Below are 13,741 nucleotides of genomic sequence, written 5' to 3'. Positions count from 1 at the left end.
TTATAAATGAAATTTATCAACTTAATAATATAAAACATGGAACCAATTATCAATTCTCAATTACCGGAATTTAAAGTACAAGCTTATCACAATGGAGCTTTCAAAACAGTAACAAGCGAAGATGTAAAAGGAAAATGGGCTGTTTTCTTTTTCTACCCAGCAGATTTCACATTTGTGTGTCCTACAGAATTAGTGGACGTTGCAGACAAATACGATCAATTGCAAGCAATGGGTGTTGAAGTATATTCGGTAAGTACCGATTCTCATTTCGTACACAAAGCATGGCATGATGCATCAGAAACTATTCGCAAAATCAAATACCCTATGTTAGCCGATCCAACAGGATTGTTGAGCCGTGCATTTGGTGTGATGATCGAATCAGAAGGAATGGCTTACAGAGGTACATTCTTGGTTAACCCAGAGGGACAAATCAAAATTGCTGAAATACATGACAATGGTATCGGACGTAATGCTGATGAATTGTTACGTAAAATTGAGGCAGCTCAGTTTGTAGCTACTCACGACGGTGAAGTATGTCCTGCTAAATGGAAAAAAGGCGATGAGACTTTGAAACCTAGCATCGACTTGGTAGGAAAGATCTAATAAAAATACATTGAGACCGGCGACTGCCGGTCTTGATTTTTCAGATATCATCTGCTTAAATAACTATTAGGTCGAAGACCATTAAACTGAAAATAAAAAATTAGATATGTTAGATTCCTCTTTAAAAGAACAGTTACGTACAGTATTTGCCGATCTTAAGGCTCAATATACATTTAATATAGCCGTGTCTGATCAGCATGAAAGCCGTAGCGAATTACTCGAAATGCTTTCAGATGTTGCTTCGTGCTCGGATAAAATAACAAGTCAAGTAAACGAAGGTAATGGTCTGGAATTCTCGCTACTGAAAGATGGGGCGAAAACAGGCGTTAAATTTCGTGGAATTCCCAATGGTCATGAATTTACCTCATTGCTATTAGCTATATTGAATAGTGATGGTAAAGGGAAAAATATTCCCGATGATTTTATTGTCGGTCGTGTAAAAGCATTAAAAGGACCTGTTCGCCTGACTACCTATGTGTCGTTGACATGTACAAACTGTCCTGATATTGTTCAGGCACTAAATCTAATGGCTATCCTTAATCCTGACATCTCTCATGAAATGGTAGATGGTGCATTAAATCAGGAAGAAGTAGATGCTTTGAAATTGCAAGGTGTTCCTGCTGTATTTGCAGATGGGAAACTGCTTCATGTAGGAAGAGGCGATTTTGGCGAATTGCTTTCGAAGCTTGAAAACCAGTATGGTTCAGACGACCAAAAGATAGAGACCGGTACTACTAAAAACTACGATGTAGTAGTTGTTGGTGGAGGTCCTGCAGGTGCAGCCGCAGCTATATATTCGGCTCGTAAAGGTTTGACTGTTGCGTTACTTGCCGAGCGTATGGGTGGGCAGGTGAAAGAAACTGTCGGTATAGAGAATCTGGTTTCTGTACCAAAAACTACAGGCGAAGAACTTGCCAATAATATGAAGTTGCATATAAAAGATTATGCAATTGATGTATTAGAGCATCGCTTGGTAGAGAAGGTTGAAAACGAAGATGGTAGTAAGATTATATATACTAATGTAGGCGAAAAATTAATAACTCCTGCCCTGATTATTGCTACAGGGGCAAGTTGGCGTAAGCTTAATGTTACAGGAGAATCGGAATACATAGGAAAAGGTGTTGCCTTCTGTCCCCATTGCGACGGGCCTTTTTATAAAGGAAAACATGCAGCCGTTGTGGGTGGTGGAAACTCAGGAATAGAGGCTGCTATTGATTTGGCAGGTATCTGCTCTAAAGTAACCGTTTTCGAATTTCTGGATGAATTGAAGGCTGATAAAGTTTTACAAGAGAAAGCCAGAAGTCTTCCTAATGTAAAAATTATACTAAGTTCTCAAACAACTGAGGTTGTAGGGAATGGAGATAAGGTTACAGGTATTCGAGTAAAAGACCGTAAGACTGAACAGGAACGTGTTGTTGAACTGGATGGTATCTTTGTTCAGATCGGTTTGGCTGCCAACAGTTCGGTATTCAAAGGATTAGTGAGTATGAATCGTTTTGGCGAAATTGAAGTCGATGCTCATTGCCGTACAGATATACCCGGTATATATGCTGCGGGTGATGTAACGACTGTTCCGTACAAGCAAATTATAATAGCGATGGGAGAAGGTGCAAAAGCTTCGCTTTCGGCCTTTGAAGATCGTATCAGAGGTGTTCTCTCTTAAATATACATATTGCATAAGAGTGAATAAAGGCTACCTCATCGAGGTAGCCTTTATTTTTTTATATAGCTGTCTTTATTTTTTATATCTACCAAAGCAATGAAAAGAGTCTGCAATCCTAGAAATTAAAATTATCGGGATCGGAGCCTAAACGTAAGCCTTTATGCAAGGAACTGATCTGCCTAACTTCAGAGTCTGTTAATTGAAAATCGGTGACACTTAGATTCTCTATCTGTCTGTCTTTATTTACGGACTTAGGAATTACAATTACACCACGTTCCAGATTCCAACGAAGTACTATTTGTGCAGCACTTTTATTGTATTTCTTGGCTATCTCAGTTACTATGGGATTAACCAATACATCCGATTGTCCGGCACCCAATGGACCCCATGCTTCGGGATATATGCCTTTTTCTTTGCAATATTTGATGAGAGGTTCTTGGGTCAGATAGGGATAGCATTCGATCTGATTCACTGCAGGCACTATTTCAGCACTTTCCAGCAGGTCGTCCAAATGGTGCGAGTGATAATTACTTACACCTATCGCCTTCACCTTTCCTGCCCTGTAAATCTCTTCCATTTTTTTCCATACACTCACATAGGTGCCTCTTACAGGCCAATGCACAAGATATAAGTCTACATACTCTGTGCCTAATCGTTTTAAACTAGCATCAAGGGCTTCTCTTACTTTGCCTGACCGTTGATCGTCATTCCAAAGTTTAGTTGTCAGGAATATTTCGTGACGGGAAATTCTCGAATCTTTAATTGCTCTACCCACCTCTTCCTCGTTACCATAAATCATAGCAGTATCTATATGTCTGTATCCAACAGATAAAGCCGATTTTACTGTCTGATATGCTGCATTCGCATCATTCACTCTAAATACACCGAGTCCTACTGCCGGTATCTTTACTCCATTGTTTAATATAAATTCTTTCATATATATTACTGTTAAGGTCTCAGACCTATTAGTTATTTAGGTAAGTTCGATATATAAAGCGTGCTAAAATAAAATAAGGTAATTATATATGTACTAATTGCTTACTTTTTTTAAGTAAAAGAAAATATTTAATGATACATTTTAAAGGCATAATAATCTATTGCTGTTTTGCTTACCAAAGCAATAAATAGTTCTGCGAACTTAGTATTGGCATAAGATCTATAAATATAACAATTATTATTTTCTTTAGTTTATTACTAAGCTGTTTCTGTTTATTATATAACGAAAAATAAGATTGTTTTCGGTTAAATGACGCAAGTCCTAAAAGTTTTTTTTCAAATATAATCTGCTATAATTGTAATACTTGCCAAAGCATAAGACGGTCTGAGGCTTTAAAATGTATTCCGTTTATTAGTATCAAATCCTTAATGATTAATCTCAATATATATAATTATGCCGGGTTGGGATCACTATATATTTGTAACCAAGATGCTGGAACTCCATTCTGAAAAGTCTACAGATAGAAATTCTTGAATGTGTAATCGGCTCTATTAACCTTAAGATCCGAACTTTTTATGTTAAACTTATCCCAACAAATATCTAATATTTCTCTAAATTTTATAGCTGAAAATTTGGAAGTTAGGATTATTTTTAAGAGAGAGAGAGAGAGAGAGAGAGAGAGAGAGAGAGAGAGAGAGAGAGAGAGAGAGAGCCTTAAATATAATAAAAAAGAATGTAATACCATTACCCCCTTATATTATAAGGTGTGGTATTATTTATTGTGTTGTATAAATATCGAAAAGCGTGCATGAAAATATTTTCATGTACGCTTTTCTGTGTATAAGCCTATTTGAGTTATAATGTTAACCTGAGATTTTTTATAGTCCTACTAATAATAGTTTTTAAACCTTAACTATAAATTGTAATATCATGAAAAGATGTGTGAAAAAGTGTAAGAAACTTTTCTGTTTTAAATTTTTACTTCTCTTCATTTCTTTTTCTCTGACGGGAAATATGATTTATGCCCAGAATGGCATTGTCATAACCGGAACAGTGAAAGATAATATAGGAGAATTACCGGGTGTAAGTGTTACCATAAAAGGCAGTACATCGGGAGTATTTACTGATATTGACGGAAACTTTAGTCTTTCGGTGCCTAATGACAAAGCTGTGTTGGTTTTCTCTTTTATAGGCTATGAAACGCAAACTATTCCTATAGGAGGAGCTCGCAAATTGGATGTTATAATGGTGTCCGATGACAAAGCATTAGATGAAGTTGTTGTTATTGGATATGGTACTGTCAGAAAGAGAGATCTGACCGGAGCTACAGGATCGGTTAAAGGTTCTCAAATTGCACAAATACCTGTAACTACAGCGGCACAAGCCATTACCGGGAAAATTGCAGGGGTAAATGTTGTAACACAAAGTGGTGCGCCCGGTGCAGATATTAATATTACTGTTCGTGGAGGTACTTCAGTTACTCAATCTACAACTCCATTATATATTGTAGATGGTTTTCAGATGGAGAATGGGTTGCAAATGGTTGACATCAATGATATTGAATCGATTGATGTTATGAAAGATGCATCAGCTACAGCTATATATGGAGCACGTGGATCGAATGGAGTTATACTTATTACGACTAAATCAGGTAAAAGCGGAAAGACCGAAGTCAACTATAATACATTTGTAAGTTTTGAAAAATTGGGTCAGAAATTAAACCTGCTTAATACTTCCGAATATGTAAAGTACCAATACGAATTTCAAACTTTAGCCGGAAATGAAGAAAAATGGGCAAGTATGTTTGGAGGTAATGTTTCCGATCCTGATTTCTTTACAGGAGCCTTTGGACGTATTGCCAGTGAATATGGTAATCGTGCAGGTATCGATTGGCAAGATGAAGTTTTCGGGGGGACAGCTATTCTTCAAAATCACAACTTAAGTATTACAGGAGGTAGCGAAAAAACGAAGTTTATGCTTAGCTACAATTATACAGGACAAGATGGGTTATTGGATAAATCGGGCTATAACAGAAATAGTATACGTACTAAAATAAATCATGAGATCAGTAAACGCATTCGTATGGATTTTGGAGCTAATCTTCAAGCCACTAATGTCGAAGGAGGAGGCTCTTTAGGCGGAATGCTTAAAATGTCTATTTTGCAGCCGGTGACAGGAGGAATCCGATTTACAAATGAGCAGATGTTGAATGCCGATCTTGGAGATGAGATGTTAGCTATAGATTCTCAATATGATATTTCTAATCCTCTTATCACGAACGATGCTATAACCCAGAATAAATATACTAGAGAAGCTACAGTAAACTTAGGTTTAGAAATAAATATTCTAAAAGATTTGACTTTCCGTACAGCCGGAAGTTATTATTGGAGACAAGTACGTAACGATTATTGGGATGATGGCCGCACTCGTACTGCAGAAGTCAATAAAGGTCCGTGGGGAAAACGTAATAATGCTGAAAAGTTGAATTGGCAGATAACAAACACGCTTTCATGGAAGAAAAATTTTGGTTTGCATAATATTAATGCAATGCTGGGACAGGAGACTATGTACATCGAAACCATGAAATTGGATAATTCTTACTATGAATTTCCTGAAAGTAATTTTGGTTTGAATGATGTGAATATGGCCAAAAGATCGACTTATAGCTCCGATAAAGGTCGCGAAGGTTTGGTATCGGTTTTTGGACGTGTTATGTATAATTATGCAGACCGCTACTTGGTAACAGGAACTCTCCGTGCAGATGGTACCAGCAAATTTATAAAAGGAAAGCAATGGGGTATGTTGCCTTCGGCTTCGGCTGCATGGCGAATTTCAGAAGAAGCTTTTATGAAAGAGTTGGATATATTTGACCAACTGAAAGTGCGTATAGGTTACGGTACTACAGGTAACTGCAATATTGATGATAATATGTTTAGGACGAATTACGGATCGACTCTTTATGCTATGAATAATAGTATAGTTAATGGACTGAAACCCGGTGATAAGTTGGGAAATAAGTTATTGAAATGGGAACAGACAACTTCGACCAATATAGGTTTGGATATATCGATTTTTAGAGGGCGGGTAAGTCTTACTGCCGATTATTACTATAATGTTTCTGATAATTTATTGATTGAAAACCAGATTCCTACCTCTTCAGGTTATAAGACTCAATTTCAAAATTCAGCATCTATTCGTAACAGAGGGTTCGAGTTTGTATTAAATACAGTGAATGTTGCATCTAAAGATTTTACATGGACTACAGACTTTAATATATCGTTCAATAAATCGAAAGTCTTAAGATTATTTTCGGATGATATTAGCTATTGGAGAAAGAATTACGAGTCACGCATGGATTTTTGGATTGAAGAAGGAAAACCTCTGGGACAATTCTATGGCTATAGATACGATGGGGTATATACCACTGACGATTTTAAACAGAATGCAGACGGAACGTATACTCTAAAAGATGGAATTCCTTATCTGAAAGGTAAAAATACTTCAACTATCAAACCCGGAGATGTAAAGTATAAAACTACTGCCGGACAAACAGATGCAAAAGGAAATCCGGTTTGGTCTACCGACGATCGTACGGTAATAGGAAGTTCAGAACCTAAGTTTACTGGAGGTATGGTGAATACATTTATGTATAAAGGATTTGATCTTAGCGTATTCTTTACATTTTCATCGGGTAACGAAGTCTTTAATATGAATGCTCAACGCTTCATTGGTCCGTATTTACCCAATCAGAATTCACTGGCAATAATGAATGAACGTTTTACTCTAATCGATCCAGCTACAGGTAAAGAAACTACCAGCTTGGCTCGTTTGGCAGAATTGAATCCAAATCAATATGCAAGTGATGCTTTATGGAGCATACATTCCGATAATAAAATTGCTATCACCGATGCTCTTGATTATTATCTGGAAGATGCCTCTTTCCTTCGTTTAAATACAATAACGCTAGGTTATTCTCTACCTAAACCTTTGTTAAAGAAAGCTTGGATCAACAATGCCCGTATATATTTCACATTAAACAATATCCATACTTTTACCAACTATTCAGGTTATGACCCCGAGGTATCATCAACAGGAAGCTTATTGACTAAAGGGGTTGATAATTCGGCCTACCCCAGATCTAAAAGTTATGTTATTGGCTTAAATCTAACCTTTTAAAGAATAAACAAGAATGAAAAAGATAATTAATATAGTATTAATATTAGCCACAGCTATGAGCTTCAGTTCATGTCAGGACTGGCTGGATATGGAATCGGAAAGTAAATTTGATAATGAGACTGTTTTTGAGAATGTAGACCGTGCCGAAATGGCTGTTATCGGTTGTTATACAAGTATTTTTAATAGAGAATTGTATTATCAGTTAGGTATGGGGACAGATGAGTGCATTTCTACCGAAGGAGATACTAATTCGAAAAATCAGGTTGCCAACTACGTATTCAATACATCCAATATACCGACTTCAACCTATACTGCTATGTATGCAGGCATAGAGTATGCCAATATTTGTATCAAGAAACTATCGGCTATGGAAGGTTCATCAGAGGCAGAAAAGAAAAAGATCAACATGCTGTTAGGTGAATGCTATGCAATCAGAGGTATGAACTATCTGAATATCGTTCGCTTCTTTGGGGATGTTCCTTATTCAACAATACCGGTTGAAGATGCAGGCACCTTCTTTTCGTCACGTGTAAGCCGCGATATTATAATGGATGGCTCTGTTGAAGATCTTCAAAAAGCAGTAGAACTCCTGCCTTGGCAAGGTGAAGGGATGGTTACTTCGGTTGAACGTTTCACCAAAAACTCGGCTTATGGAATTCTGGCTCGTATAGCTTTATATGCCGCAGGTTATTCTTTACGGTGGGATTTAAATACCTATGATCCCGGATCAGTTAAAATGGCTCAACGTGAAGATGCTACACGTATTAAAGAATTATATGGAATAGCACGAGATGCCTGTAAAGCAGTTGTTGACAGAGGCGAAAATGATTTGATTGACTATGAAACTGTTTTCCGTGATTTAGTGAATGGGCGATACAATAAGGAGTCTATGCTAGAATTTGGTCAGTACGGAACCGATGTAAATGGTTCGGCAATAGGATATACTAATGGAATGTTCTGTCATACAAGTTCAATGTTCCAAAAGGCCGGTCCTGCTATGACTGCTTTACCTACTTATTGGTATGATTTTGAAGAAGGAGATGTTCGTCGCGACGTTACGCTTTGTAACTATGGTATAGCTGCCGATAATACACGTCAGATGAGTGCTTATTCGAGTATGAGTATCGGTAAATTTCGTGTTACATGGAAAAAAGAAGAGGGTACAGCTATCAATAAACGTGATATCAATTGGACTTTTCTTCGTTATTCGGATGTATTGTTGATGTATGCCGAAGCTGAGAATGAGTTTAACAATGGGGTCACAGCTACTGCAAAATGGGCATATGAAAAAGTGAGATTGCGTGGATTCAAAAATGATGCATCTAAAATAGGTACTACTCCGACAAGTTATCAGGCATTCAGAAATGCTATTATCCATGAGCGGAAATTGGAACTTGGCTTTGAAGGAATGCGCAGAACAGACCTTGTTCGTTGGGGAATTCATTTCGAAGCATTAACCCAAGCCAAACAAAATGTGATAGATATGGCCAACCACACAGGTAAATATGCCAATATTGATCGTTTTAGAGCCTATAAAAAAGAAAAAGCTACATCTTTCGAAGATCCTGTTGTTGTCGTATCCTACATTGGCTATAAATCAGAACCAACTGCTGATGAGAAAGCTAAATTAAAGTCTGACGGATATACACTTCTTGATATGTATAGTAATGTATCCCTGCATTACACACAAAAGTTGGAAGCTAATGCAACATGGGTGCAAGGAATTTTCAGAGGCTTGGAAAAAAATAAAGTTGAACTTCTTCCTCTTAACTCTGAGACTATTGATACAAATATTGGTCTGAAAGGTCAGCAACATCCCTTGTATTAAAAAGATGTTTAGATATATAACTATACTCTTAGGTATATTCTGCTCCTTTGGTTTATCTGCTCAATCTTTGGCTTTTCCTACAGCCGAAGGATATGGCAAGTACACAAGCGGAGGACGTGGAGGACGAGTATTGATAGTTACAAATCTGAATGATTCGGGAGAGGGGAGTCTTCGTGATGCTATTGAGCAAAAAGGAACACGTATAATTGTGTTTGCAGTAGACGGAACGATAGATTTAAAGTCGAAACTTATCATAACGAATGACAGTATAACCATTGCCGGGCAAAGTGCGCCCGGCGATGGCATCTGTTTGAAGGGATATCCCTTTTACATACGAGCCAATAACGTGATTGTACGATATATCCGTTCACGGATGGGAGACCTTCACGAAGTGGAAGACGATGCTATAGGAGCTATAAAAGTAAAAGATTTAATAGTCGACCATTGCTCCGCTTCTTGGTCGGTTGATGAGTGCCTTTCTATTTACAATTCAGAAAATGTAACCGTACAATGGTGTATGATTACCCATAGCTTATCGAAATCGGCACACTCCAAAGGCGCACACGGCTTCGGTGGTATTTGGGGAGGTTGCGGAGCTACTTTTCATCACAATTTGATAGCTCATCACAGTAGCCGTAATCCTCGTTTTGCATCAGATGGATGTTCGCCTGTTGATTTTCGAAATAATGTGGTTTACAATTGGGGATTCAAGTCAGCCTATGGAGGAGGGCGTTCGGGGAAAGTAAATTTTGTAGCTAATTACTATAAACCCGGTCCTGCCACATCTGAAAATAAACGTGCTTGGTTTCTCGACCCGGCAGAAGATGGTACGGGCTCTTACTATCTGTCCGATAATGTGATGGAAGGAAGCGATCTTGTCACTTCTGATAATTGGAAAGGAGTGGGAGCAACCAACAGAGTTCGTGCAAACGAACCGTTTCCATTTGTCGCTATTAATCAAAATTCAGCTGAAGTCGCTTATCAAAGGGTATTGGCCGAGGCAGGTTGCAGTTTTCGTAGAGATAGTTACGATGCCGGTGTAATCGAAGAAGTTCGTACAAGTACAGCCAATAGTGGCGAAAGTTATGGTGGAGGCAACAAAGGTATTATTGATTCTCAAAATGCAGTTGGAGGATGGCCTCAATTAAAACAGGGGAGATATCCTAAAGACAGTGATGGAGATGGTATACCCGATGAATGGGAGATAAAGCATAAATTGAACCCAAATGATAGTGAAGATGGAAATATGTACAATCTCAGTAAAGATTATACAAATATTGAAGTCTATCTGAATTCTTTAGTAGATTTAGATACACATTATTTTTCTGTACTGAAAAAAGAACAGGATAAAAATGTCATACAAAAATATCCACAGGATAAAATTTCAGACTTCAGTAAAAATCTTCAACCTGTGGGGCGGATTCTCGAATCGGAAGGATACTATGTTTGGTGTTGTGCTCCAATTTATGGTGAAGATGGTAAGGTGCATGTATTCTATTCTCGGTGGCCTGAAAAATACAAAATGGGAGGTTGGATACATAAATCTGAAATAGCTCATGCTATAGCAGGTAAACCCGAAGGACCTTATACTTATGTGGAGACAGTATTGGCTCCTCGTGAAGGTTATTTCGATGCAACTACTTGCCACAATCCGCATATTCAGTATTTGAACGGTATGTATTATTTATTCTATATGGGCAATAGTGATGGTACGATTTATACGAAACGAATCGGTTTAGCGAAATCGAAATCGATAAACGGACCTTGGATCAGATCGGATAAACCGATTCTGGAAGCCGGCGAAACAGGGGCTTGGGATGATTGCAATACAACCAACCCTGCATTTGTATCTCGCCCGAACGGGCAGGCTTGGTTATACTATAAATCGTGGAACAAGGAGGCTTATCAGAATGAGAAAGGAGCCATAAGAGCCAATCGCAAATATGGTTTGGCAATTGCCGATAATATAGAAGGAGAGTACAAGAGATTCGAAAATAATCCTGTTGTCGATTTTTCGAAATACGGAGATAATAAGCAGGTCGAAGATGCTTATGTATATATTGAAGATGGTAAGTTTAAAATGTTGATGCGGGATATGGGATATTTTGACCATGAAGTCGGTTTGATCTTCGAATCTGCGGATGGAATCAATTGGTCGAAACCTCAGATAGCTTGGTTTGGAGCCGATGCCTATTTGGAAGAGCCTCCCGCTCCTTCACACTTAAAAAGATACGGACGGTTTGAGCGTCCTCAGTTATTAATGAAAGATGGAAAAACTGCATATCTTTTTAATGCTATGCAAGGAGGTCAATATGGAACTTCCTCCGGTTTTGTCTTTAAAATCAGTACAAATGAATAATCGTTTTACTATGAAGAAATGGAATTTTATAGTCTTGGCAGGTTTCTTAGTCGCTTGCGGTTCAGGGAAACAGGAAAAGATAGACAGATATGCACTTGTAGAGAGAAACAATCCGAAAGTAACCGAGTTTGAGGAATTGTCCTCTTTATCGGTTGGTAATGGCAATTTTGCTTTTACGGTAGATGCTACAGGACTACAAACTTACCCTGAACTGTATTCAGCCGGAGTTCCTTTAGGCACTCAATCTCAATGGGGATGGCATAGTTTTGCTAATCCTGAGAAATTTAAGCACGAAGAAACCCTCAAAAATTATAATTTCCGAGGATGGGAAGAACCTTATGCCGTTCAGTTCAATGAACCGGGCAGACCGAAAGACGCTGCCGATTGGTATCGTGTAAACTCTCATCGCTTGCATTTAGGAAATGTAGGATTAGAGCTTACTCATGCAGATGGAAGTACCGTAAAGGCGAATGAAATAAAGGGTATAAATCAAACACTCGATCTTTGGAAGGGTGAGATTATCAGTCGTTTTGAATTGGATGCTGATTCTGCCTTGGTTCAAACGGTGTGTAATCCAGATAAAGACCAGATTGCAGTAGCTTTAAACTCAGATTTGATGACGAAAGGCACTATGAAAGTCAATTTCAAGTTTGCCTATCCGACAGGAAAACATACGGATGATGCTTCGGATTGGTCGGTTCCTGAGAAACATAATACTGAAATATTGACTCAGGATGATCAATCTTTAGTATTTAAACGTATGCTAGATAGTACCACCTATTACGTGAACGTTAAATGGGAGGGTAAAGCATCGGTAAGCCAAAAAGAAGCACATTATTTTGTGTTGAGTCCCGAAAGCAAAGATTTTTCTTTTACCTGTGAATTTACAGACAAGAACCCTGCTGAAGCAAAAAATACAGCAAAGGAAGCTTTCGAAGCATCGGCAAAATACTGGCAATCGTTTTGGGAAAAAGGCGGTGCTATTGATTTCTCGAAATGCACCGATACCAGAGCCAAAGAATTGGAGAGACGGGTTGTTCTCTCTCAATACCTGATGGCTATTCAATCAGCAGGAATGTACCCGCCACAAGAAACAGGTTTGACCTATAATAGTTGGTTTGGAAAATTCCATTTGGAAATGCATTGGTGGCATGCTGTCCATTTTGCATTGTGGAACAGAACCGATTTGTTGGAACGTAGTATGGATTGGTATTCTACGGCTTATCCTGTAGCTAAGTCTATTGCAGAAAGGCAAGGATTCAAAGGAGTACGTTGGATGAAAATGACAGACCCTTCGGGAATAGAAGCCCCTTCGAAAGTCGGCTCTTTTTTGGTATGGCAACAGCCTCACTTTATTTATATGGCTGAATTGATTTATAGAAATAATCCGTCACCCGAAGTCTTGAGAAAATATAACTCCTTGGTACAAGAAACTGCCGAATTTATGGCATCATTTGCCACTTATGAAGAACTGGAAGGTCGTTATGTCTTGAAAGGTTTGATTCCTGCTCAGGAATCGTTAAGAGCATCGGAAACGATTAATCCCCCGTTCGAATTATCTTATTGGCATTATGCCATGTTGGTAGCTCAACAATGGAGAGAAAGAGCCGGCGAGAAAAGAAAACCTCAATGGGATGAATTGATCGACAAATTATCTCCTCTTGCAGCTTTAGATGGCTTGTATCTTGCTGCTGAGGATGCAGTAGATACATACAAAGATATTCGTTTTACATCCGATCATCCTGCTGTGTTGGGAGCTATGGGTGTCTTGCCTCAAAACAAACTGATACGCCCCGATTACATGAAAAATACATTGGATTGGATTCTGGAAAATTGGAACTGGGGTAAAACCTGGGGATGGGATTATCCGATGACAGCCATGTGTGCTGCCCGTTTAGGCGAACCAGAGAAAGCGGTTGAGGCATTATTGATGGATAAACGTACAAATACCTATTTAGGGAACGGTCATAATTATCAGGATTCACGCCTTAGAGTATATCTTCCCGGTAATGGTGGATTATTAACAGCGGTAGCTATGATGTGTGCCGGATGGGATGGAAACAAAGTAGAAACTCCCGGATTTCCCAAAGATGGAACTTGGAATGTGATTTGGGAAGACTTAAAACCAATGCCGTAAAAATGTAGGGGCAGACCTATGTGTCTGCCCCTACTGAA

At 38.5% G+C, this 13,741-nt stretch carries 7 protein-coding genes; 6 read left to right on the top strand and 1 reads right to left on the bottom strand.

Features of this window, described 5'->3' with window-relative positions:
• The first annotated feature begins 36 nt into the window (after positions 1-36).
• Together ahpC and ahpF are read left to right on the top strand one after the other, a co-directional pair.
• Complete coding sequence (gene ahpC / locus G7050_RS00680) at positions 37-603, top strand: alkyl hydroperoxide reductase subunit C (protein WP_166109730.1); 567 nt, start codon at positions 37-39, stop codon at positions 601-603.
• Positions 604-709: 106 nt separating this feature from the next.
• Positions 710-2,266 carry an alkyl hydroperoxide reductase subunit F gene (gene ahpF / locus G7050_RS00675; protein ID WP_166109709.1) on the top strand — a complete coding sequence of 519 codons (1,557 nt, stop codon included), beginning with the start codon at positions 710-712 and terminating at the stop codon, positions 2,264-2,266.
• Between the two features lie 115 nt (positions 2,267-2,381).
• On the opposite strand, the gene G7050_RS00670 is transcribed toward ahpF, so the two are convergent.
• Positions 2,382-3,203, bottom strand: a complete 822-nt coding sequence (locus G7050_RS00670) for an aldo/keto reductase (RefSeq protein WP_166109706.1) — start codon at positions 3,201-3,203, stop codon at positions 2,382-2,384.
• Positions 3,204-4,133: 930 nt separating this feature from the next.
• Between G7050_RS00670 and G7050_RS00665 the strand changes: the two genes are divergently transcribed.
• From G7050_RS00665 to G7050_RS00650, 4 genes are read left to right on the top strand one after another with little or no spacing between them, the layout of a single operon-like run.
• A complete protein-coding gene (locus G7050_RS00665; protein ID WP_166109703.1) occupies positions 4,134-7,379 on the top strand; it encodes a TonB-dependent receptor in 3,246 nt (1,081 codons plus the stop codon).
• A 13-nt stretch (positions 7,380-7,392) separates the two neighbouring features.
• Positions 7,393-9,207, top strand: coding sequence for a RagB/SusD family nutrient uptake outer membrane protein (locus G7050_RS00660; protein WP_166109700.1), 1,815 nt, complete (start codon positions 7,393-7,395; stop codon positions 9,205-9,207).
• Between the two features lie 4 nt (positions 9,208-9,211).
• A complete protein-coding gene (locus G7050_RS17985; RefSeq protein WP_370521863.1) occupies positions 9,212-11,566 on the top strand; it encodes a hypothetical protein in 2,355 nt (784 codons plus the stop codon).
• Between the two features lie 10 nt (positions 11,567-11,576).
• Complete coding sequence (locus tag G7050_RS00650; RefSeq protein WP_166117602.1) at positions 11,577-13,703, top strand: hypothetical protein; 2,127 nt, start codon at positions 11,577-11,579, stop codon at positions 13,701-13,703.
• Positions 13,704-13,741: the final 38 nt, after the last annotated feature.

Origin of the sequence: Dysgonomonas sp. HDW5A (genome assembly GCF_011299555.1) — a bacterium.
GTDB lineage: Bacteria > Bacteroidota > Bacteroidia > Bacteroidales > Dysgonomonadaceae > Dysgonomonas_A.
This window is presented reverse-complemented; position numbering and strand designations above follow the sequence as displayed.